At 61.1% G+C, this 22,789-nt stretch carries 21 protein-coding genes, 1 pseudogene and 1 riboswitch; of the genes and pseudogenes, 17 read left to right on the plus strand and 5 right to left on the minus strand.

The features are described 5' to 3' along the window. Nucleotides 1-60 precede the first annotated feature (60 nt). Nucleotides 61-177: riboswitch (TPP riboswitch) on the minus strand. A gap of 182 nt (nucleotides 178-359) precedes the next feature. Next, nucleotides 360-1,904, minus strand: coding sequence for a Fic family protein (locus tag NKI25_RS15090; RefSeq protein WP_352596059.1), 1,545 nt, complete (start codon nucleotides 1,902-1,904; stop codon nucleotides 360-362). 1,151 nt (nucleotides 1,905-3,055) lie between these two features. On the opposite strand from NKI25_RS15090, the gene NKI25_RS15095 reads away from it, so the two are divergent. The 4 genes from NKI25_RS15095 (at nucleotide 3,056) to NKI25_RS15110 (ending at nucleotide 6,888) form a co-directional block, all read left to right on the plus strand. Next, complete coding sequence (locus NKI25_RS15095; protein ID WP_352596050.1) at nucleotides 3,056-3,511, plus strand: YybH family protein; 456 nt, start codon at nucleotides 3,056-3,058, stop codon at nucleotides 3,509-3,511. A 518-nt stretch (nucleotides 3,512-4,029) separates the two neighbouring features. Continuing rightward, entirely contained in the window at nucleotides 4,030-6,027 is a 1,998-nt protein-coding gene (locus NKI25_RS15100; RefSeq protein ID WP_352998643.1) for a conjugal transfer protein TraG, read from the plus strand. 4 nt (nucleotides 6,028-6,031) lie between these two features. Beyond that, nucleotides 6,032-6,466 carry a CopG family transcriptional regulator gene (locus tag NKI25_RS15105; RefSeq protein WP_352596062.1) on the plus strand — a complete coding sequence of 145 codons (435 nt, stop codon included), beginning with the start codon at nucleotides 6,032-6,034 and terminating at the stop codon, nucleotides 6,464-6,466. Between the two features lie 245 nt (nucleotides 6,467-6,711). Beyond that, entirely contained in the window at nucleotides 6,712-6,888 is a 177-nt protein-coding gene (locus tag NKI25_RS15110; RefSeq protein WP_352708175.1) for a hypothetical protein, read from the plus strand. Between the two features lie 751 nt (nucleotides 6,889-7,639). Here NKI25_RS15110 and NKI25_RS15115 read toward each other — a convergent pair. Then, entirely contained in the window at nucleotides 7,640-7,945 is a 306-nt protein-coding gene (locus NKI25_RS15115; protein ID WP_352989465.1) for a hypothetical protein, read from the minus strand. Between the two features lie 527 nt (nucleotides 7,946-8,472). Then, the gene (locus NKI25_RS15120) at nucleotides 8,473-9,372 is read right to left on the minus strand and encodes a hypothetical protein (protein WP_352998644.1); all 900 of its coding nucleotides are present in this window, start codon (nucleotides 9,370-9,372) and stop codon (nucleotides 8,473-8,475) included. 725 nt (nucleotides 9,373-10,097) lie between these two features. Between NKI25_RS15120 and NKI25_RS15125 the strand changes: the two genes are divergently transcribed. Further along, entirely contained in the window at nucleotides 10,098-11,153 is a 1,056-nt protein-coding gene (locus NKI25_RS15125; RefSeq protein WP_352595188.1) for a GSU2403 family nucleotidyltransferase fold protein, read from the plus strand. A gap of 226 nt (nucleotides 11,154-11,379) precedes the next feature. Here the strand turns inward: NKI25_RS15125 and NKI25_RS15130 are convergent. Next, nucleotides 11,380-11,767: pseudogene (locus NKI25_RS15130) on the minus strand (type II toxin-antitoxin system VapC family toxin). After that, the gene (locus NKI25_RS15135; RefSeq protein WP_352502877.1) at nucleotides 11,767-12,024 is read right to left on the minus strand and encodes a type II toxin-antitoxin system VapB family antitoxin; all 258 of its coding nucleotides are present in this window, start codon (nucleotides 12,022-12,024) and stop codon (nucleotides 11,767-11,769) included. Before NKI25_RS15135 ends, NKI25_RS15130 begins: the two are co-directional and overlap by 1 nt. Before the next feature lie 547 nt (nucleotides 12,025-12,571). Between NKI25_RS15135 and trbB the strand changes: the two genes are divergently transcribed. The 12 genes from trbB (at nucleotide 12,572) to NKI25_RS15195 (ending at nucleotide 22,597) form a co-directional block, all read left to right on the plus strand. After that, nucleotides 12,572-13,588, plus strand: coding sequence for a P-type conjugative transfer ATPase TrbB (gene trbB, locus NKI25_RS15140; RefSeq protein WP_352595185.1), 1,017 nt, complete (start codon nucleotides 12,572-12,574; stop codon nucleotides 13,586-13,588). A 74-nt stretch (nucleotides 13,589-13,662) separates the two neighbouring features. Then, a complete protein-coding gene (locus NKI25_RS15145) occupies nucleotides 13,663-13,926 on the plus strand; it encodes a TrbC/VirB2 family type IV secretion system protein (RefSeq protein ID WP_352492921.1) in 264 nt (87 codons plus the stop codon). Beyond that, on the plus strand, nucleotides 13,926-14,189 hold the full coding sequence (locus NKI25_RS15150; protein WP_352595179.1) for a VirB3 family type IV secretion system protein: 264 nt from the start codon (nucleotides 13,926-13,928) through the stop codon (nucleotides 14,187-14,189). The genes NKI25_RS15145 and NKI25_RS15150 overlap by 1 nt, the downstream gene beginning before the upstream one ends. 9 nt (nucleotides 14,190-14,198) lie before the next feature. Next, the gene (gene trbE / locus NKI25_RS15155; RefSeq protein ID WP_352595177.1) at nucleotides 14,199-16,706 is read left to right on the plus strand and encodes a conjugal transfer protein TrbE; all 2,508 of its coding nucleotides are present in this window, start codon (nucleotides 14,199-14,201) and stop codon (nucleotides 16,704-16,706) included. Continuing rightward, entirely contained in the window at nucleotides 16,703-17,452 is a 750-nt protein-coding gene (gene trbJ, locus NKI25_RS15160) for a P-type conjugative transfer protein TrbJ (protein WP_352595174.1), read from the plus strand. The genes trbE and trbJ overlap by 4 nt, the downstream gene beginning before the upstream one ends. 12 nt (nucleotides 17,453-17,464) lie before the next feature. Next, nucleotides 17,465-17,836 (plus strand): putative entry exclusion protein TrbK-alt, encoded by a 372-nt coding sequence (trbK-alt, locus tag NKI25_RS15165; RefSeq protein WP_352595173.1) that lies wholly within the window; start codon nucleotides 17,465-17,467, stop codon nucleotides 17,834-17,836. Next, nucleotides 17,833-19,203 carry a P-type conjugative transfer protein TrbL gene (gene trbL, locus NKI25_RS15170; RefSeq protein WP_352595170.1) on the plus strand — a complete coding sequence of 457 codons (1,371 nt, stop codon included), beginning with the start codon at nucleotides 17,833-17,835 and terminating at the stop codon, nucleotides 19,201-19,203. Before trbK-alt ends, trbL begins: the two co-directional genes overlap by 4 nt. Then, nucleotides 19,200-19,886: a conjugal transfer protein TrbF gene (gene trbF / locus NKI25_RS15175; protein ID WP_352595167.1), complete on the plus strand. Its 687-nt coding sequence runs from the start codon at nucleotides 19,200-19,202 to the stop codon at nucleotides 19,884-19,886. The genes trbL and trbF overlap by 4 nt, the downstream gene beginning before the upstream one ends. Further along, complete coding sequence (gene trbG / locus NKI25_RS15180) at nucleotides 19,883-20,953, plus strand: P-type conjugative transfer protein TrbG (protein WP_352595165.1); 1,071 nt, start codon at nucleotides 19,883-19,885, stop codon at nucleotides 20,951-20,953. The genes trbF and trbG overlap by 4 nt, the downstream gene beginning before the upstream one ends. Then, the gene (locus tag NKI25_RS15185) at nucleotides 20,950-22,164 is read left to right on the plus strand and encodes a TraB/TrbI/VirB10 family type IV secretion system protein (protein WP_352595162.1); all 1,215 of its coding nucleotides are present in this window, start codon (nucleotides 20,950-20,952) and stop codon (nucleotides 22,162-22,164) included. Before trbG ends, NKI25_RS15185 begins: the two co-directional genes overlap by 4 nt. Next, on the plus strand, nucleotides 22,161-22,322 hold the full coding sequence (locus NKI25_RS15190; protein WP_502896937.1) for a DUF2274 domain-containing protein: 162 nt from the start codon (nucleotides 22,161-22,163) through the stop codon (nucleotides 22,320-22,322). Before NKI25_RS15185 ends, NKI25_RS15190 begins: the two co-directional genes overlap by 4 nt. Continuing rightward, nucleotides 22,310-22,597 (plus strand): DUF2274 domain-containing protein, encoded by a 288-nt coding sequence (locus NKI25_RS15195; RefSeq protein ID WP_352572196.1) that lies wholly within the window; start codon nucleotides 22,310-22,312, stop codon nucleotides 22,595-22,597. Before NKI25_RS15190 ends, NKI25_RS15195 begins: the two co-directional genes overlap by 13 nt. Nucleotides 22,598-22,789 lie beyond the last annotated feature (192 nt).

Raw genomic sequence — 22,789 nt, forward strand, 5'->3', positions numbered from 1 at the left:
CGGGAGGATGAAAAGACGCTTCTGTCGACCTGCCGAAACAGGATCTCGGGCGTAAACTCCCGCAAAGCGCTTGCACCGTCCCTACGCCAGTATGAACTGGATCAGGTTCAACGGGTCACTGCGCCGCGAATGCCAGCAGTATCTCAGCCCCTTGCCGGGACTCCCCTGGTGAATGCGTGAGGTTGGACGGGACGGCTCCGGTTTGTCAAGCGCGTTCTGGCCGCGGCTGATCGGCCGCCGGTCAGACCGTGCGGAAAAAATCGTGCATGTCTCGGCGACAAGTCAAGCGTCGGAGATGAAGGCAGGGACAAGGGAATCGCAAACCGTCGGACTAAAAATCGATCCTGATGATCACACCTTCAATGGGGACCAAAGGTTTGCGCGTAGATCGCCTCGATTCTTCCTACCTCGTCATTGGTCAGCGCGGCGAATTCCTTTTCGCGCGCGCGGTTCGATAGATGTCCATCATTCTGGTGAAGAAAACGGAAGAGCAGATCGATCAACCGCTCGGGCATGTCGATAAAGGCGTCCACCTGCTGCCGGAACTGATCGTAGCGCTGCAGAAATGCGGTTTCCTCGGGAAGGTCCCGTTCGATCGTCCGCTGAACGCAGGCATAGAGGAATTCGGCGTGCGGGGTTGCATCGAAGAACCGGTAGAAATCACCGGTGTCATTCAGCACCCGGACGTTGAATTGCGGCGTCGGTTCCCATTCCACCAACGGCAGAAGGCGCTGCGAATAGCTCTCGAGCACGCCCCTGTACTCGTTGATCTGGTCCAGGATCGCGGCCGAGACGGGAAAGACAACTCCCGGCGGATTGAAGCCGCGCATGGCAAGGACGTGGTGGATTAGGTAGCGGTGAATGCGGCCGTTTCCGTCCTCGAACGGGTGAATGTAGACAAAGCCGAAGGCGAGGATTGCGGCGGCTACGACTGCATCAAGGTTTTGCGCGGGGCCCTGATCGAACGCCGCCATTCCATCAATTAGCCGCGGCAGGTCCTCGGGCCGAGCGCTGATGTGATCGGGCAAGGGCGTGCCGTTGTCTCGGTCATGCTCACCGACGAAACCTCCTTCTTTTCGGAAGCCAAGTCTTACGAAACGGGCGTCGCCAAGTACAATTCTTTGCAGACGCAGCAGCTCATCGCGATTGATCGGCCAGCGGCCGGATTCGCCGATGGCGCGGCCCCAGCGCTGGATGCGATCTTGCGGCGGGTGCTCGCCCTCGATCGCATAGCTTGATCGCGAGTCTTTGAGCAAAAGAAAGGCGGCGGTCCGAGCAAGAAGGTCGCGCGGCACGTCCGCTACGATTGCCTCCGCGCGCCGCGGTAGTTCAAGGCCGATGAATTTTTCGAGAATCTTGGTGCGGAACACCAGAGGGCAGAACTCACGCGTGCCGGGGAGATTGTCCCTTACGCGGTAGCGCGAAGCGGTCTTGTCGGGTCCCGGCCACTGCAGCTCGGGATCGACAACCGGAATGTATCGTCCGGCCTTCGCGTCCGGCAGATCGATACGCGCGCCCCTCAGCCATTCATATAAAAACCAGATGCGTCGGGCATAACTGCCGGTCGGGCTTTCACGGACCAGCGCCTCGATCGGCGCGGGACCGGTCACTTGGAACAGCCGCTTGAGGACGGCAAGGTTCAGTCCCTCGTACTTGAGCGCAAAGGTCAGGTGGCCTTCGAGGGTAGGATTTGGGGCATGGCGGGGGGTCATGATCCGCCAGCCATCCCGTTCGGTAATGCGATGATGCTCGCCCGTGGCGAACAACCTACGGGGCAAGGGCACGGCGAGCCTGTAGGCTCCGATCAGGGCGCTGTACCCGGCCGGGGTCGCCGTTTCAGGAAGGCGGATTTCCTGAAAAACGGTAACAGGACCTGAAAATTGGTGCTGTTGCACCGCAGGCATGAAAAGCGAATCCTTCCATCGAATTTTGGTTAGTTCGAGCCAAAACCTATGAAAAATGATCCTATCCCATGAAAATTGATGCCACAAGACAAATTTTCCGAAAACCGATTCTAAGACGGTGCTGAAGTCGATCAAGCAAGAACTCCGCCACCGGCTCAAGGAAGCGACTTCAGACAAAAAGGTGAGTCCAGGAACCGCCATTCGCCCGTCTGTTAGTCACGAGGCCGGCACGGATGGCCCGCCTTACGTCGAGCCGGATTGCTCGAGGAGCAGCGCGCCGTTCGGGGCTCACTCATAGAGCGCTCCGGCGCGCGATCCCGATTTGATAGCCGCGATCACGCTCGCGACTGATCTTGGTGACGTGGCGGCGTCGGAGTAGAAAAGTGATGCAGGATCTCGGTGGCGTCGTGTGTGTGTGTGTGTGTGACCTGAAATGAGTTCTCTACGGTATGGGGGGCGGCACGCAGCGCGCGCGTCTTCTCGGCAAACAGATCGACGAAGCGGCACCGAAGGGAAGTTCCCGGCATTCATTCTCGCCATCGCTGCCCCAATTTGCCGACCGGACTGCCGATCGATCTCGGCCAATACCTTGCGCGCGCAAGGGCCGAAGCTGAACTGGGCGGCACCTGCTCATTCGGGAGCTAACTCATGCTTGGCGCGCTAGCCCGAGAGAGCTGTGCCTGATCGAATGCGTGAAATCGTAGCTCGGGGTGGAGAGGCTGACGCGGTCATCTGTCACCCGCCTTCGGGCTGTAACGGAAAGCGCGACATCGTCTCCAATGCTCGTTCCCCACGTCGAGGGCCCAGCGGCTTGGCTGCGGGGGGACTGTCAGCTAGTGGCCGCTGGGCCTTGACGACCAGCGAGCGTAAGAGGAGGCCCTGTGCTGGCTGACGAAAACTTGCGAGCAAAGCCGCGGAAAAGCATCATTCGAACGAATTCTTTCGTCGAGACGAGGAGGCAGTGAGCGGTAGCCGCCGCTTTGAAGCTCTCCGGCAGCTGCTACGCTGGTCGTTCAGAGGGTCGCAGCTGCGCTTGCGCCGTCATATCAGATAAGTCTAATATAATCCGCGCCTGGCCATCGAACGCCGCGGCGCCCTCGGGTCGGCGCTATTCATCGGGTGGGCATGTCGGGCACGCAAGGGAGGACGAAATGAGACTGGTTCAGTCATTTGCATTTGCTGCTGTGCTGCTTCTTTCGTCTGCATTGTCTGCGGCCCCCCACTCGGCTCGTGAGGACATCGAAGCGGCGTTGGTAAAATTCATGGACGCCTTCAACAGCGGAAACGCAGCAGCGGTAGGTCAAATGTATACCGACGATGCCGCCCTGCTGCCACCCGACGGCAAACGCATCGATGACCGCAAGGGCGTGGAAGAATTCTGGCAGGGCGCAATCAAGGCCGGGATGAAGAATCTCACCCTGAAGGCGCTGGAAGTGGAAGGGAGCGGGAATCTCGCCTACGAAGTTGGCGCATTTACGCTCAGTGTGCCGAGCAAAGGCGGTGCCCCTTCCACCGTTGCGGGCAAGTACATTGTCGTTTGGAAAAAAGGGGACGACGGGACATGGCGCCTGCATCGGGACATCTGGAACTTAGGTGCGGCCGAATAGATTCCGCGACCCGTGAGGCCGGCGCGGCTTGCAACAGTTCCAACGAAAGTCCATGGCAATAGTTGATGTGACTGAATTGATTAACAAAATTGAACAGACTTGATGGGTCTGCTCATCGAGTCGGCTCTGGATCTATCGCGCTACCGATCAGGGAGGCGGTAAGATTCGAGCTCAGCAGAACGGCTGACCACCACTTGCCGGGACTAGAGTGTTCTCCGGCTCGGCGCGCCGCTGAGGACTCTTGTTCATTTGGTCATGCGCAATCCGTGGTTCTCCAAGAACCCGTCCATCTCGTCGAATGCCATCTGAGCCGAGACAACTAACTATCATTGGGCAAGTAGCGGCTCAACGGCTCCAGAAGAAAGCAGCCCCCCTATGCTCGTTCAACATTCGAGATCGCATCGGGCAAGTCTTTCCACGTCCGGGTACGCCATGCTGCTTCGACCGCCCCTTTTTTCTTGCGAATTTAGGAATTCGAGCTTTTCGGTTGTTCCGATCATCCATTTGGGAAACGACCGATGCCGGCAAGCAAGGTTTTATGGGGCCAGATCCTCACCGCCTTTCTGATCGTCGTCGCGACAACATGGGGAGCAACACAGTGGACGGCAGGGCGGCTCGGCTTTCAAAGCCAACTCGGTCCGCCGTGGTTCGAATTGGCTGGACAGCCCGTTTACCCGCCGCCAGCCTTTTTCTGGTGGTGGTTTTTCTACGACGCCTACGCGCCGAAGGTCTTCCTGGAGGGCGCGGCGATTGCGGCGAGCGGAAGCCTCATGGCTATCGTCGCAGCGATCGGGATGTCGCTGTGGCGGGCGCGCGAGGCAAAGGATACCACGACTTACGGCTCGGCGCGCTGGGCGACGCGAGACGAAATCAAGGCCGCTGGGATGATCGGTCAGGATGGGGTGATCCTGGGTATGTTGGGCCGACACTATCTGCGCCACGACGGTCCGGAACACGTGCTATGTTTCGCACCGACCCGAAGCGGCAAAGGCGTCGGCCTGGTCGTACCGTCACTACTGACCTGGCCGGGTTCGGCAATCGTCCACGACATCAAAGGCGAAAACTGGGAACTGACGGCCGGATGGCGGGCTCGTTTCGGCCAGGTGCTTCTGTTCGACCCGACCAATGCTGGATCCGCAGCCTACAATCCTCTGCTGGAGGTGCGACGGGGCGAGTGGGAAGTTCGAGATGTGCAGAACGTGGCGGATGTCCTGGTCGACCCAGAAGGCACATTGGAACGCCGCAACCACTGGGAGAAGACCAGCCATGCGTTGCTGGTCGGCGCAATACTGCACGTGCTCTATGCGGAGAAAGACAAGACCCTCGCAGGCGTGGCGAACTTCCTTTCCGATCCAGAGCGGCCAATCGAGGCAACGCTGCGCGCCATGATGCTGACGCGGCATTTGGGTGATGCAGGCCCGCATCCCGTCGTGGCGTCGGCTGCTCGGGAACTGCTTAACAAGTCCGAGAACGAGCGTTCCGGCGTGCTCTCGACGGCCATGAGTTTTCTGGGCCTCTACCGCGATCCAGTTGTGGCCAAGGTGACGTCATGCTGTGACTGGCGGATCGCAGACCTTGTCGAGGAGGCACGGCCGACGACGCTCTATCTGGTCGTGCCGCCATCGGACATCAGTCGCACAAAGCCGCTGATGCGACTCGTGCTTAACCAGATCGGCCGCAGGCTCGCCGAAGATCTTCACGCGAAGGATCACCGGCAGCGTCTTTTGATGCTGCTGGACGAGTTTCCCGCGCTCGGCAGGCTCGATTTCTTCGAAAGCGCGCTGGCCTTCATGGCCGGGTATGGCATCAAGTCGTTCCTGATTGCACAATCGCTCAATCAGATCGAGAAGGCCTACGGACCGAACAATTCCATCCTCGACAATTGTCATGTGCGGGTGAGCTTCGCCACGAATGACGAGAGGACGGCCAAGCGCGTCTCAGACTCTCTGGGGACCGCGACCGAGTTGCGCGCCATGAAAAACTATGCGGGGCACAGATTGTCGCCCTGGCTCGGGCATCTGATGGTGGCGCGGCAGGAAACGGCGCGTGCACTGATGACGCCGGGCGAGATCATGCAGCTGCCGCCTACCGAGGCGATCATTATGATCTCGGGCCAGTTCCCAATCCGTGCGAAGAAGGCACGCTACTTTGCCGACCCGCGTCTTGCCGAGCGTGTCTTGCCGCCACCAAGGACCGGAGGGACAACGCAGAACGCTCGCTCTGACGACTGGACCAACACGACACTTCTTGCTGAGCCGGAAGGCAAATCTCGCAAGCTGAGGCTTGCCAGGGATCAGCAGGACGAGGATCCGGCCAATGGCGGCATTCGCCGCCAGCCCGAGCTTCCCGAACACGAAGACATCGCGCCGGAACGAACGCCACGCTGCGACGATGAGTTCGACCTCGACAGGGACGAGCCCGACGATGACGCCGTTCGTCGCCGCAGTGTCGATCAAGCCATGAGACGCGCAGCTCGTCAGGCCGCCCTTGACCCCAATGATGGCATTGAGCTTTGAGCGCATGAAGAACGCCAAGAAAAAACGTCTCTCTGCCTATCTTGATCCTGACGTGATGAACGCGCTGGCAGACTACGCGGAGCGGCGCGAGGCCTCGCTGTCACTGGTTGCCGAGGCTGCGCTCGCGTCGTTCCTGTCGCCGGATGCCGAAGAGCGAAAGCAAGCCGCGATCACTCGACGCCTCGACCAGATCGATCGACGTGTGCAGCGTGTCGAACGCGACGTCGGAATTGCTATTGAGACGCTCGCATTGTTCGTCCGGTTTTGGCTCAATTCGACCCCAGCCTTGCCGGAATCCGCTCAGGCCGAAGCCCGCGCGAAGGGTTTGCAGCGCTACGACAATTTCGTCGATGCGCTCGGTCGCCGGCTCAGCAAAGGACCAAGGCTCAGGCAAGAAATAGCCGACGATGTCCCGCCAGCGCCGCCAGCGACTGGATGACCTGCCGGCAAGACAGTGCGCTTCAACAGCCCAACCCCAGTGCCCGATTTCCGAGCTATTTTGCGCAGCTGATGCCCATCAGATCACCTTTCATCGGAGCGGCGGGCCTCGGCAAGGTTATTGCCAGCGAAACCGGACATCGGGCCACGATCGATGCCCAGGGCTTCTTCTTAGGCGCAGTAACTTTGAAATAAATCCTGCCGGCAGGCGTTCCAGCATGGCGGGCGGCGTTGCCGGAGGACCCAATGCCCGACGAATACAATGACATCGTCATCCCCCAAGACCACGATGCATCGCCACTTCGGGAGGAGGAGTATTTCGTCCTCTGCCCGGCGTGCGGCCAGGCGTTCGACATCAGGTGTATGGCAGAGGCGCTTCATCACAACGACCTGGGCCACGAGCCCTACGACCTTGACTCGTAGGCAGTTACCGACGAACGTCGAGCCTGGTCGAGACCCACACCGAGGGTAAGTTCTCGCTCATCTGGCCGGCGTTGCCGTCTGATCGGCTTACAACGAATCCCCGTCGCAAGGGCGGAGCTTCGCCGGCGCGCTATGTCGTGACAGATACCTTGCGGCCTTTCAGCGACGACTTGATTGCCGATGCGGTCGCGGCCGTCACCGACGGGGTTGTTGACCCAGGGGAGGGCGCTTACTCCACCGCAACCATGTCGCCCAGTTCCGTCGCGACGCTCCGAAGCAGACCTGTTGCCGGCATCGGGGTCCGGGACGAACATGTGATCTCCATAATGGGTACGAGCCGGAGCCCATCGCGATTGAAACTGCTGACCGGCGATCAGGCGCTCGTTGCAGAGAAAGATTACGATCGATCGCGATGCCCGCGTTGCCTTCACCCGAAATGTTGCTGGGCGCCTCCTTCGACAGCGCGCACATGCGACACGTCCTGGCCGGGCGCGCCGCCTGTTGCCGAGAGCGACGATCGCGAATCCGAACGCTGGACGGCAGGTGAGGCGCGGTTGCGATAGGCCAGGTCTGACTTGCTTCACCAGTAATCCGAAGACGCCAGGGACGCACTACGCTGGACGCGTGCCCTAGCCGTCGAGCTCCCGCTTATCCGTTCGTCCGCTCCATATCCGGCTGGACCGCGCCGCACCCTTGGGCTGTTCAAAGGCGCTGGCATCTTCCCTACGCCGGCCGTTGTATCGCCGGAGCGTCAACCCGCTGAAGTCCGGCGGTGCTTTCTCAGCCGGGTGATCGCCGACTTGTCGACCGTGATCACCCCGCCGCAGTCAATCCGCACAGTGAGTTTGTTCGCCCCGCGCTCGATGCGGGTGACGTCCCCAACAAGAATCACTCGGTCGCCGGCCCGGACTTTGGGTGGCGGATCAATCGTATAAGGATGGTCATACGAAGGAATGCTCACCCTGGCGCGCCCGCTGGGGAGAATCGTGACGACGGTACCTGCCAGCGCAACCTCATCGCCGACCTCAAATTCGCGAGGCATGTTAACGTGCAGCATGGTCTTCCTCCCGATGCTTTCCCCCATTGACGCTTTGCTAAATTTAATGCCCGGCCAACCAGGTTGGTTGCTTGCAATCGACTTCGTACGGTTCCGCACAATTCCAAGCTGGTATGCACTCCCAGTTGGCCTCGGATCGGCCTTGTGTGCGTCAAATTCTGCAGAAATGGTTTGACAGTCAGCGATGACCTTGGCGCGCCCCGCCCAGCCCCGTGTCAGCGGAGCGGCGAACTTCCTCTCGGTCGGCGATGGTCATAAACGCGGAGCGTAGAGCGAAAATGAATCCTTGGCCTTCGGGTACTTCGTCCGGTAAATTCGAAGAACGCCGACGCTGGCTTCAGCTGCCACGCGGGTTATTGGAGCCAGATCATTGATGCGGGTGTCGCGCGCCTACGGCAGGTCAAGTTCGGTTTCATGCGCCCCGATCTTCAACGCCAGCGACGCCATCATCGGGCAATGTTCAGCCAGCTCATATGTTGTTCGCAATCGCTGCACATGGAAGGTTCCGATCGGTTGACATTTCAACACTAGAGCAACCGGACAGACGCTGGAAGCGGCCCAAGCCTTGCCCTTCTTCGGGCCATGCTTCGGGCTTTTTGGCGAGCTATCCTGAGCTCGGGCAGCGTTGGTTGCCACCAGCCTCGCTGCCGTTCCGTTAACTCGGCAGCACGCCGAGCGGGCCATGTTCTAATCAATTCAGTCAAGGTCGCCGGACGCCATCTGCCCCAGATATAGTCGACGTTCGCCTCGATCAAATGCGGATAGAACGCTGCTAGCTCCGAGGCGACGAGTTCGCCCGAAATCTCGGTGAAGACCACGACGCCGTATTGCTCCGTTGCCACGGCAGGGCCAAGCTGGGGTAAATCGTCAGGGGGCAGTGAATAGCGACGTCGCCTGCGTTCGGCATACCGTAATCTGGCGGCTTTATATTCCTCGGAGTCTTTGGACGCTTCCCGTCGCCGTTTCCTCTCCTCCGGTTCTGCGCGGCGTGCGGCCCTTTCGATGCTTGGCCAATGGCGCCTCAACTCCTCGTAGGAGCGGAAAGGCACCCTCCAGGCCCGCAGTTCGTCGTCCCAGCTCGCCCATGGAACGGCTCGCAGTTCTTCGAGAACCGTCCGCGAATATGGCGTGCGGATGCGCAGGTCGTCCGCGACTTCCAGATACCGGCTCGACAGGGGATCGAAGGCGAAGGCGTCTCGTCCCTTGCTGTCATCATGTGCTACTCGTAGATCCGCCTCTTGCGCAAGCCAGCGCTGGATGCGCCGCGCGGCAGTCTTTCCCGGCACGAACCAGCTTGTGCGCTCGTCACTCCACCTGGCGCGCGGGAATGCCTGTCGAAACCGCTCAACCGCCGCTCGATCGTACGGAAAGCGCGCTTCGGCACCAGGAACTGTCTGCGGTGCAGCAGGGGCGTCGGATTTTTCCATCAGATTGCGAAGCACAGCACTGCTCGCAAACAACGCGGTGCAGTTCATTTGGGTCTAAGAGCACCAGAACGTATGGTCAGAGCCGCTAGGGGCAGCCAATGAGGCGATCGGTGAAACTGCTGAATGCTAGCGTGGGAAAGCTTCGCCGCGCCGGACCGTTTATTTTGCTCCAGGAGAGGTCCATTCATGCCCAGACTAGATGCAAAAACCCAATTGCCAGACGGCCAACGAGCCCTCGTTCGCGTCCCCTGAAAGCGAGGAGACGGAAGTGAACCACTTCGTCGAAACGCAAAGTGTATCGCCAGCCCAGGCGCGGGAGCTTGTGCGGCGGCACGGAAACGACTGGCGTAAGATCGATAATGCCGCCAAGTCTTATAGGGACGACAGCTAAGCACTTCCAAGCCGGGGGAAAGGGAGCTTTGTCACGCCATCCGCGGAGTTGCAAATCGAGCGGATCTGCTTGAGGTGACGAATGACCACCATCGCCATCTTGGTAGCTTTCTCAGACCGTTTGCACCGGCCCGGTCTAGGATCGAATAAAACCAGCGAAGGCCGCGTTCGAGCGGCGCTTTTGCTTCGACTGCGCTGCCGTAGAAAAGCCGCTCCGTTGTCATATTTTTTAATTAATACAGTTACTTCAACAGTCGAAGTGGAATCACGTGAGAGCTGTTGCAATCGGGCGCTCCGCCGCCTATTGTGTCTTGCAACAGCTCTGAGCTAAACGTATGGTAACTGTTGAATTGATTGATTTTGTTGAATTAAATAACGATCAGCGTCGGGAAAAAGTCAATTCCGACCAACGTTTCATTGCGCTCAAAGAGGCCCAAAGGAAGGCGAAGAGCTTTCGGGGATCCCTCGTCTGGCACACCGTGAACGGCATCGACCATTTGATGCGAAGCTACTACGACGCCGCTGGCGTACGACACCAAAAGGCAGAGGGTCGGCGCTCGCCGGCGAGCGAAGCTGTCAAGGCGGATTGGGAAGCAGCTCGCGCGTCCGCCCAAGAAACGCTCTCTGCGCGACAGGAGCAGATGGAGCGCCAATCTGCTGTCAATCGCGCGCTCCGGCTTGGGCGTGTTCCCCTGATCGCCGCAAGAATTATCAGAGCAATCGATAACGCCGGTCTTCTCGGGGAAGGCATTCGTATTGCAGGCACGAATGCGATCTACGCCTATGAGGCGGCGGCCGGAGTGTTCGTGGATCCCGGAATCACATCGACGCAAGATATCGATCTTCTCATGGACTCGCGCCAGTCCCTCAGGATCATGTCTGGCGCCAACGTCGAAGATGGAGCGCTCATCAACCTTTTGCGCAAGGTCGATCGGTCTTTCGAGCGTTCATCCGCCACATTCCGCGCGGTGAACCGCGACGGATATCTCGTCGATCTGATCAAACCGCTCGCAAACCCGGCGTGGAAGCCGAGCCGGGAAACTATCGGGAAGGCTGACGACGAATTGGTGGCCGCCGAGATCGCCGGCCTGGCATGGTTGGAAAATGCCCCTGCTTTCGAAGCAATCGCCATCGATGAAAAAGGCGGACCGTTACGGCTCGTGGCACCCGATCCGCGTATTTTTGCCGCCCACAAATTCTGGGTCTCAAAACGAGCTGATCGCGAGCCAATCAAGCGCCGTCGCGACCTGGCCCAAGCGCAAGTGGTTGCCCGGCTGACGACGCAGTATCTCGAGCATCTCCCCTACGAAGCAAGCGAGCTTCGGGTCCTCCCAAGGGCCGTTTTCGACGAGGCCCATCATTTGTTCGCACAAGCAGCGCCGCGGCCGTGAATGTCTGAGCGACATGTTGGCCGGCTGGATTGGCCCTCAACTTCCAACCGATCGAAGACGCGGCCCAGCAGCGCCAGATCGGAGGGACGAAAGACGCCAGCTTGCTCTGCTTTGGGACCAATTGGCACGACCCCCCTTGATGCAGGCCCAGCCGACAGGATCGAAACTAATTGGCGCTATTACAGGGTTCAAGCTGGAGACAGCCGATGATCCTAGAGTCTCGTGCTCATGCCGGTTCGATATTCGTTTGGGAGAAGTCTTTGCCGATGAAAAGCAGCGGTTCGTCTGCACGCTTTGCCAAAGCATAGGACAGGAAATCGGCAAAATTCAGCGCCGCCGGGTGGTGGCCTTTGCCGTAGGTCAGCCAACCCTGGGTCGCCAGATCAACCAATTCGGAGTCGACAGGAATGATGTCGGCCTCGATATTGCGCAGCCAAAGATCGATCTCGGCCAATGCGTGTTCGCCCGCGCCTGCTGACCAGCACCATGCGTGCCTCGGGCACCCCGGTTGCCGGGACCAGTCGGATTGGGTCGGAGACCAGCGCTCGTTCCAGCCTTGCTGCCTCAGGCTCGCTCCGAAGGATCGCTACAACAGCTGAGGTATCGATCACCATCAGTTAGGGATTCCATGCTCGTCATACCCGATGATCTCCTCGTCGCTGCGAGTATCCAGTTCAGGCAATCGTGCCACTCTTTCTCGGATGGCGCGCAATTCTGCCAGCAGACGCTCCTGAGCGGTCTCTCCAAAGCCCAAGCGATGCAAGCGCTCGCTAAGGGCTTGATGGATGGCTGCTGTCTTACTGATACCCTGGCGGCGTGCGAGTTCATCGGCGAGAGCAACGGTGGCCGGATTTTTGATATTCAGGGACACGAGAAACTCCAAAAATCTACCTTTCTGGCAATTTCCACCATAGTTCTCTAGGCTCCTCAACATACCTGCTAGCCTCGCCTACACCCGCGCCGGATTGATCATGACAATCGCCAGGCCGTTGCCTGCCAAGGCGGCGACCGCCAGTCTCTCGAAGCTGCCTGTCGACTCCAATCCGACAACGGCCGGCGAAAGGGCTGCCAATCGCCGAACCAGATCCTCCACCCCGGCATGGTCATACCCACCGAGAACGCCTCGCCGGACGGCAAAACATGCACGTCGAGCCGATCCTTGGAACGTCGATGCCAAGAATGACTTCCCAATCGGGCTTCGCTTGCGGCCCTAGATATAGCCGGATGTTCTGCTGGAGCGGAGATGGCCAGTCGGGCACCGGGTTGCTGAGCTATCGCGGTCGCGGCCGCATTTCGCAAGTCTCTGCACGTCATTCCACGATCGCCGGCTTTGCTTGTTGCAAGGCCGGCGCTCCTGCCTTTTCTAATGATCCCCGACCGCGGCAAGAACCAGTTCGTGGCGAGAAACGGGGACCCGCATGGCGACCAACTATCGTGCCAGCAAGGGAGCGGTATCGCGCGGCGCGCGCATGCTGCGCACCGCCCTCGGCCCGGCGATCGCCGGCTTCCTTGACGATCCAGCCATTGTCGAGGTGATGCTCAATCCCGACGGTCGCCTGTGGGTTGACCATCTCAGCGAAGGACTCGCTGCAAGCAATGAAATACTGATCGCGGCAGACGGCGAACGGATCGTCAGGCTGGTCGCGCACCATGTCGGTGCGGAGGTGCATTCGGGCTCGCCGCGCGTTTCGGCTGAACTGCCCGGGACCGGCGAACGGTTCGAGGGTCTGTTGCCGCCTGTTGTCACGGCGCCAACCTTCGCCATCCGCAAGCCGGCAGTCGCGGTGTTCACGCTTCAAGACTATGTCGCCGCCGGCATCATGACCGAAGCCCAGGCTGGCGTCCTGCAGCTTGCCGTGAAGACACGGAAGAACGTGCTGGTGGCCGGCGGCACGTCGACGGGCAAGACCACGCTCGTGAACGCGTTGCTGGCGGAGGTCGCTAAAACCGCCGACCGCGTCGTGCTGATCGAGGATACGCGAGAGCTGCAGTGTGCTGCGCCCAATCTTGTGGCGCTGCGCACCAAGGACGGTGTCGCCTCGCTTTCCGATCTGGTGAAGTCGTCGTTACGCCTTCGGCCCGATCGCATTCCGATCGGCGAGGTACGCGGTGCGGAAGCGCTCGATCTGTTGAAGGCCTGGGGCACTGGCCATCCCGGCGGCATCGGCACCATCCACGCCAATTCTGCCATTGGCGCACTGCGGCGACTGGAGCAGCTCGTGCAGGAGGTGGTCATTACGGTTCCGCGCGCACTGATTGGCGAAACCATAGATCTCATCGCAGTTCTCGCTGGCCGCGGCTCAGCGCGCCGGCTCGTCGAGATCGCCCTGGTCGACGGGCTCGATCCGGCCACCGGCGACTACCGCACCCTGGAAGCAAATTTCGAGACCACAACGACCGTGAATCGCCACTCTCCCTATGGAGCTTCAGAATGACCCAGATCCGCTTCAATTCATCGGCTATCCGCAAACTTGCCGTGGAGCTGTCGTATGCGGCGACCGCCGCGATCATGACGATTGCGCCCGCCCATGCTGCCGGTTCCTCCATGCCCTGGGAGGAGCCGCTTCAGCAAATCCTTGAGTCAATCGAGGGGCCTGTCGCCAAGATCGTGGCGGTGATCATCATCATCATCACCGGTTTGTCGCTCGCCTTCGGCGACACGTCAGGCGGATTTCGCCGGCTGATCCAGATCGTCTTCGGGCTGTCGATCGCTTTCGCGGCAAGTTCGTTCTTTCTGTCCTTTTTCTCCTTCGGTGGCGGAGCTCTGATCTGATGGATGAGGAGATCCGTGGCTTTTTCGCGCCGGTGCATCGCGCGCTCACCGAACCGATCCTGCTCGGCGGCGCGCCGCGTGCGGTCGCCATCGCCAACGGCACGCTGGCCGGCGCGATTGGATTGGGGCTTCGCTTGTGGATCGCGGGGCTCATCATCTGGGCGGTCGGACATCTCGTGGCCGTCTGGGCGGCAAAGCGCGATGCGCAATTCGTCGATGTGGTTCGCCGCCACCTGCGCTATCCCGTGCATTTCGGATGTTGAGGTTTCGCCATGATGAACCTCGCGGAATATCGAAAGAAGAGTGCCAGCCTCGTCGATTATCTGCCGTGGGCTGCCCTGGTAGCGCCGGGCGTGGTGCTCAACAAGGACGGCAGTTTTCAACGGACGGCGCGTTTTCGCGGGCCGGATCTGGACTCCGCGACGCGGGCGGAGCTCGTCGGCACGACCGCGCGGCTCAACGGCGCGCTGCGCCGGCTCGGCTCCGGCTGGGCACTTTTTGTCGAAGCCCAGCGCAATCCTGCCAGCGGCTACCCAGACAGCCGGTTCCCGGATTGCGCATCCGCACTTCTCGACATCGAGCGTCGCGAACAGTTCGAAGACTCCGGTGTGCTGTTTGAAAGCAGCTACTTCCTCACCGTCGTGTGGCTGCCTCCGGCCGAGGAAGCGTCGCGCATGGAGAGTTGGCTCTACGAAGGCCGGGAAAAGACCGGCGTCGATCCTTGGGAGCTCCTGAAGATTTTTGTCGACCGCACCGACCGCGTGCTCAACCTCATCGAGGGCTTCGTTCCCGAAGCTGACTGGCTCGATGACGGAGAGACGCTGAGTTACTTACACTCAACCATTTCGACCAAGCGGCATCGCGTTCGCGTGCCAGAAACGCCGATGCATCTCGATGCTCTGCTTGTCGATCAGCCGTTGGCCGGCGGGTTAGAGCCGAGGCTTGGCGATGCGCGTCTGCGCACACTCACCATCACCGGGTTTCCGACGATGACCTTCCCGGGGATTCTCGACGATCTTAATCGCCTTGCCTTCTCCTACCGCTGGTCGACGCGGGCGATCATGCTGGACAAGACCGACGCGACCAAGTTGGTGACGAAGATACGCCGTCAGTGGTTCGCGAAGCGGAAATCCGTCGCCGCGATCCTCAAAGAGGTGATGACCAACGAGGCATCCGTTCTCGTCGACACGGACGCCGCCAACAAGGCGGCCGATGCGGACGCGGCGCTCCAGGACCTGGGCTCTGACCAGATCGGCGAAGCTTATGTCACCGCCACCGTTTCGGTCTGGGATGCCGATCCGTCGATCGCCGGCGAAAAGCTGCGTCTGGTCGAAAAGATCATTCAGGGCAGGGACTTCACCTGTATCGCCGAAGGCGTCAACGCTGTCGAAGCTTGGCTGGGCGGTATTCCTGGCCATGTCTATGCCAATATTCGCCAGCCGCCGCTTTCCACGCTCAACCTCGCGCACACGATTCCACTCTCCGCGGTCTGGGCAGGTCCGATCGAGAACGAGCATCTTGGAGCGCCGCCGCTGTTCTTCGCCAGAACGGAGGGCGCCACACCGTTCCGGTTCAGCCTGCATGTTGGAGACGTCGGCCACACCCTCGTCATCGGCCCGACGGGCGCCGGCAAGTCGGTCCTGTTGGCGATGATCGCGCTTCAGTTCCGGCGCTACGAAAACAGCCGGGTCTTTGCCTTTGATTTCGGCGGCTCAATCCGCGCGGCCATACTCGCCATGAATGGTGACTGGCACAATCTCGGAAGCGATACCGCAAGCGGGCAGGGGTCTGACGATCCGTTGCCCTTGCTGACTTTGACCGATCTGTCGGACGACGTTGACACCGTGTCGCTGCAGCCGCTTGCCCGCATCCATCATACGCCGGAGCGGGCCTGGGCGGCCGACTGGCTTTTCGACATTCTACTGCGCGAAGGCGTGCCCATCACGCCGCAGGTCAAGGAACATCTGTGGTCGGCGCTGACGTCGCTGGCGTCTGCGCCAGTCCAGGAGAGGACACTGACTGGCCTGTCCGTGCTGCTGCAGTCCTCGCCGCTGAAACAGGCGCTTGGTCCCTACTGCATCGGCGGCGCTTTTGGCCGGCTGCTTGATGCCGAGTATGAGCGTCTCGGCGAAGCCTCCGTCCAGGCGTTCGAAACCGAGGGCCTGATCGGCACGGGTGCTGCTCCCGCGGTGCTTGCCTATCTTTTCCACCGCATCGAGCAGAGGATGGACGGCCGGCCGACACTGCTGCTCATCGACGAGGGCTGGCTGGCGCTCGACGATGGCGGTTTCGCCGACCAGCTGCGCGAATGGCTGAAGACGCTGAGAAAGAAGAACGCCAGCGTGGTCTTCGCCACGCAGTCGCTTTCCGACATCGCCGGATCGCCAATCGCGCCGGCAATCGTCGAAAGCTGCCAGACGCGGCTGTTCTTGCCGAACGAGCGCGCTATCGAGCCGCAGATCGCCGAGATCTATCGACGCTTTGGTCTCAACGATCGTCAGATCGAGATCATCGCCCGGGCGATACCGAAGCGCGACTATTACTGTCAAAGCCGCCGCGGCAACCGTCTGTTCGAACTGGGACTCGGTCCGATCGCGCTGGCGCTCTGCGCCACATCGTCCAAATCAGACCAGGCCGCGATCGACCGGACAATCGCCGAGGCCGGCCGAGAGCATTTCCTCGAGGCCTGGCTAGCGGAGCGCGGTCTCTCCTGGGCGGCCGACCTCATCCCAGGTCTCACCAACGTGATCGACCAGTCCACAGAGGAGATTTCGTCATGAATTCCAATCTTGCAGGCAGCCGAATCCGTCGCAAGGCGGCAGCCGGCGCCATCGCCGTCGCCATGGCGCTGTCATCGGCACCAGCATCGGCGCTGATCGTGTTCGATCCGAGGAACTATGCCGAAAACCTGCTTTCGGCATCGCGTGCGCTGGAGCAGATCCACAACCAGATCACCTCGCTGCAAAACGAAGCGCAGATGCTGATCAACCAGGCGAAGAATCTCACGTCGCTGCCGACCTCGCTGCTTGGCCAGATCGAGGGCAATTTTTCCGAGATGAAGAGCCTGCTCGGCGAGGCCGAGAAGCTGGCCTACAGCGTCCAGGACATCGAGAGCCAGTTTACCTCCGCTTACAAGAATTTCGGTTCGGATCTCTCCAGCCAGCAGCTTGTCAACGGCGCGCGTCAACGATGGCAGACCTCGGTGTCTGCCTTTGAGCATTCGCTGAAAACCGGCGCCGTCGCGGTCGACAACATCGCCGGGACACAAGAGCAGACGAGTGCGCTGGTCGGTGCCAGCCAGTCGGCCGTCGGCGTGCTTCAGGCAACGCAGGCCGGCAACCAGCTCCTCGCCGTGCAAGCCAAGCAAGTTGCCGATCTCACTGCGATGCTGGCCGCACAAGGGCGAGCCGAAGCCCTTGAGCAGGCGAGGCGGGCGGCCGCGCAGGAGCAGGCACGCGAACAGTTCAGCCGTTTCATGACGGGCAGCAGTTACAGCCCGTCATCGGTAAAAATGTTCCACGACTGAGGCGAGAATCGCATGGATCTCAAGATCGCCGCCCGGATAGCAGCCGTTCTTGCCCTTGGCACCGCCATGACCGCCGCCTCCATGGCGCTGCGCGGCGACGGCTCGCACGACGCGTCCTCCCCGCGCTCCGCATATCCGGGCGGCGAGCCGGCTAAGGTCGAGCTTGCCCGATGCCGGGCCATCGGCATGGCGGCCGTTGACGACGAAGCCTGCAGGAGAGCCTGGGCGGAAAGCCGCCGACGCTTCCTGCAACCATCCCTCCGCCCCATCGCGCCAAACGCGGCTCCGTGGATCGAAAAGGACCAGAGCCGAATGCTGCCGCTCCAACCGCCAACTCCGCCTCGCGCGGAAGACCGGCTGCATCCGGAAACGGTGGCGCCATGAACGACACCGGCGTGATCGATCGCTTCCTGGAGACCTTTACCCGCTATATCGATTCTGGCTTCGGGCTGCTCAGCGGCGAGGTCGCATTCCTCACCTCCACTTTGATCGTCATCGACATCACGATTGCCGGCCTGTTCTGGGCTTGGGGTGCGGATGAGGACGTCCTGCACCGACTGATGAAAAAGACGCTCTATATCGGCTTCTTTGCCTTCATCATCGGCAACTTCAATCGTCTGGCCGGGATCGTCTTCGAGAGCTTTTCCGGGCTCGGTCTGAAGGCGGGAGGTTCGGCACTATCGGGCGCCGCACTGCTGCAGCCGGGCCGCGTCGCGCAGGTCGGCGTCGATGCCGGCAATCCAATCCTCGAAGCCGCCAGCCAGTTGATGGGCTACGTCTCGTTCTTCGAGAATTTTGTTCAGATCGTGGTCCTGATGATTGCTTGGGCGATCGTGCTGATTGCGTTCTTTGTTCTCGCCGTACAGATCTTCGTCACGCTGGTCGAATTCAAGCTGACGACGCTTGCCGGCTTCGTGCTGATCCCTTTTGCGCTGTTCAACCGGACCGCCTTCCTCGCTGAAAAAGTGCTCGGCAACATCGTTGCCTCCGGCGTGAAAATCCTGGTGCTCGCCGTCATCGTCGGCATCGGCTCGGGCCTGTTCGGCGAGTTCACTCAAGGCTTTGGTGCCGAACAACCGACGATCACCGATGCGCTGTCGCTTGTTCTCGGCGCATTGTCGCTGATGGGCCTGTCGATCTTCGGTCCAGGCATCGCGACGGGGCTGGTTTCGGGTGCTCCGCAACTGGGCGCAGGTGCCGCTGTTGGCACGAGCCTCGCCGTTGGTGGCCTTGGCGTAGCCGGCGCTATGGGCGCCCGCGCCGCAATAGGCGGCGCAGCAGGCGGGCTCAGTGCAGGCGGGCGCATGTCGGCAGCCGCCGCACGTAGTGGCGCGCATCTGGCCGGCAGCACTTCGGCCGCCTGGGAACTCGCCGCAGCCACGTCTGGAAGAGGTGGTGCAGGCTCAATCGCCGCCGGCATGGCGGGTGTCGCAAAGGCTGGTGCCAGCGCTGCCGTTCAACCCGTCAAGCAGGCAATGTCGCGCGCCGCGTCAGCCCTGTCCGATAGCTACGAGGCCGCCCGCTTGGCAGCTTGGGCTACGACGAGTGGAGAGCGATCGTCGCGAACGGCTTCCTCCGGTGACTGGTCGACCACCCAAACCAGTGCCGACGCCCCGCCCGCATGGGCAAAACGCATGAAGCGCGGCCAGGCCATGAGCCATGGCGCCAGCATCGCCGCGCATTCAGTTCATTCGAGCGATGATGGCGGCGGCTCAATGAATGTTTCCCTCGATCAGGACGACCGCCGATGACCCCCTTTAGACGCCCTTTTGTTCGTTACGGAAAAACGCCTCACCCTGAGACGCCATATCAGCGTGCAGCCCAGATTTGGGACGAGCGCATCGGCTCGGCTCGCGTCCAGGCGAAAAACTGGCGGCTGATGGCCTTCGGCTCGCTCGTCCTGGCCGGCGGTTTTGCATCCGCATTGGTCTGGCAATCGACGCGCGGTTCGGTGATTCCTTGGGTGGTTCAGGTCGACAAGTTTGGCGAGGCGCAGCTTGTCGCCCCGGCCATTGCCGACTATCGGCCGACCGATCCGCAGATCGCCTGGCATCTGGCCCGCTTCATCGAAGAGGTCAGAAGCATTCCGGCCGACCCGGTCATCGTCCGCCAAAACTGGCTGCGCGCCTACGATTACACCACAGACCGCGGCGCCATTTCCCTCAATGATTACGCTCGCTTGAACGACCCGTTTGCCAAATTGGGCAAACTCCAGATCGCCATCGAGGTTTCCAGCGTCATCCGTGCTTCGCCGGATTCTTTCCGCGTCGCCTGGATCGAGCGCCGCTACGAGAACGGCAACCTGGCCGGCACCGAGCGCTGGACCGCAATCCTCACAATCGTGATTCAGCAACCCCGCGACGCTGACCGGCTCAAAGTCAATCCGCTTGGCGTCTATGTCAACGCCATCAGCTGGTCGAAGGAGTTTTCATGATGCGTGCAGCACCAACAAGAACATCGGCGAGACCGGCCACGCGCAATGCGCCCAAGGCACGTAGGCTTGCCCTGGCATTGCTGTCGGCAACGGCGCTCGCCGGCTGTGCATCGAAGAAATACATTCCGCCGGAAATCGCCTACGACGATGCGGTGCCTGCCGTGCGCAGGGTCGACCCGCCTGGTCCGGTCAAGGTGGTGGAAGTGCCGAAACTGCTTCCGCTGCCTGGTCAGTTGAAACCGGTCGAGGCCACGAACCCGAAGGTGAAGCCGGAGCCAGCCGATCCGAAGCAGCGGATCAGCCAGGCCAATGAGGCCGCGCGCATGCAGCCGGTTCGCGACGGTTTCGTCAATGCCATCCAGCTCTATCCCTGGAGTGAGGGCGCGCTCTACCAGGTCTACGCCGCACCCGGCCAGGTCACCGACATCGCCTTGCAGCCCGGCGAGCAGCTTGTCGGCTCCGGGCCAGTCGCCGCCGGTGACACAGTGCGCTGGATCATCGGCGATACGCAAAGTGGGGCAGGGGAGCGCCAGCAGGTCCATATTCTTGTGAAGCCGACACGGCCAGACCTCCAGACCAACCTGGTCATAAATAGCGACCGCCGCACCTATCATCTCGAGCTCCGCTCGACCGAAAAGACCTACATGGCCTCCGTCTCCTGGCAGTATCCGCAGGACCAACTGATTGCGCTGCGGCGCCAGAATGCGCAGGCTTCCGCCGCAAAGCCGGTCGCGACCGGCGTCGACCTCCAGAAACTGAATTTCCGCTACCGCATCGAGGGCGATGCCGCACCCTGGCGGCCGCTTCGCGCCTTCGATGACGGTGCAAAGGTCTATATCGAGTTCCCGTCGGGCATAGCGCAAGGTGAAATGCCGCCGCTCTTCGTCATCGGCCCATCGGGCGGCTCGGAGCTGGTCAACTACCGTGCTCGCCAGAACTACTACGTCGTTGATCGGCTGTTTGCCGCCGCTGAATTGAGGCTCGGCGACAAAACAAGCGAAAAGCGCGTCCGCATCGTGCGCACGGACGGCAAACGAACCTCGCCTAGCACGAGGCTGTTCCGATGAGCGACCCTGCAAATGCACCCAACCAGGACATTCGAGCGGAACTGCGCCTTCGGCCCGAACCGGCCAGGGTCACGCGACTGTCGCGCAAGGTGCTGATAGGCGTTGGTGGAGTTGCCAGCGCTGTGATCCTCGGCACGTTGATTTGGGCGCTCGACACCAGACAGCGCGGAACCGAACAGCCGCCCGAGCTCTTCACCACCGAAAACCGCTCAACGGCCGACGGGCTACAGAAGCTGCCGAAGGACTATGCCGGTGTTCCGCAACTCGGCCCCGCGCTGCCTGGCGATTTGGGCCGGCCGATCTTGCGCGCGAAGGAGCGCCGCCAACCGATTGGGGCGTCCAACGTCAGTGGACCGCGCGCAGATCCGGAGGAGCAGCGCCGACTGGCCGAGATCGAGGCCGCACGCGTGGCGAAGCTCTTCACCGATACGAATACGAGACCTGGTCCCGCACGACAGAATGCTGGCACCAGAGTCATAGAACCGGACACCCAATCTGGTCTGACTCCGCCGCCGGGGCCGCCACCAATCGATCCTGGCGCCGCGCAAAACGTGCAGGATCGCAAGCTGGCCTTCGTCAATGCCGAGCCAGACCGTCGTACAGTCAGCCCCAATCGGCTCGCCGAGAAGGCCTCGCCCCATGTGGTGCAAGCCGGCAGCGTCATTCCAGCTGCCCTTATCACCGGCATCCGCTCCGATCTGCCCGGCGAGATCACCGCTCAGGTCACGGAAAATGTCTACGACAGCCCGACAGGATCCCATCTCCTGATCCCGCAGGGTGCGAGGCTGATCGGCCAGTACGACAGCCACGTCGCCTTCGGCCAGTCGCGCGTGCTGCTGGTCTGGAACCGGCTGATCATGCCTGACGGCACCTCGATCGTGCTGGAGCGCCAGCAGGGCGCAGACGCTGAAGGATTTTCCGGGCTGGAGGACGAGGTCGACCGTCATTGGGGCCAGATGTTCCGGGCCGCAGCACTCTCGACATTGCTGGGCATTGGGACATCGCTTGGGTCCAGCGACGACGAAAGGGAAATCGCCAAGGCCATCCGCGAAAGCGCGCAGGATTCGGCCTCCGATATTGGCCAGCAGCTCGTGCGCAATCAGCTCAATGTCCAGCCGACGCTCACCGTGCGGCCCGGTTTCCCGGTTCGCGTGATTGTCAATCGCGACCTTCTTCTTGTGCCTTACGGCACGCCAAAGGATCCATCATGACCAAGCTGAAACTTTCTGCCATTCCCGATGACCGTCCGGTCAAGATCACCGTCGAACTGCCTGCCGCCGTTCATCGCGACCTCGTTGCCTATGTCGATTATCTGAACAGTCAACATGTCTTTGTCTCACAAGCAGGAGGTGAACCATGCCGGATCTGAGGCTCGGTCGGCTGCCGAAGGTTGGCGTCGTCCGCATGACCATCTCCCTGTCGGAACCGCTCAAGGAGGAACTCGACCAGTATGCAGCCGAACACAGCCGGCTCTACGAACCCGTGGACGCCGCAGCCCTGATTCCGCACATGCTGGAAGCCTTCGTCCGTTCGGATCGCGGCTGGCGCGGCCGTAAGGCGAAGGCCGGCCGTGCCCGTCAACGAGGGGCGTCTCCAGCCAGCAGTACGACACGAAGCGGTGCTGAAGGTGATGGCTCCGCCTGAAGCTGTCCTGGTGGCTTTACCCTAAGCGGAAGTTCGCTCGCCCTCGGTTGAACTCACACTCATGGACCCAATCCTGACCTTCCGGGACCCATTTTCCTTCCAGAAACCGGACATTGGGCCCAACCAGCGCTCGTGACCCGAAGGCGACCTTCATTTCCTAGAAGCGCGTATGACTGCTCTTAGCCGGAAACC

Source organism: Mesorhizobium sp. M0808, assembly GCF_040320025.1.
GTDB lineage: Bacteria > Pseudomonadota > Alphaproteobacteria > Rhizobiales > Rhizobiaceae > Mesorhizobium.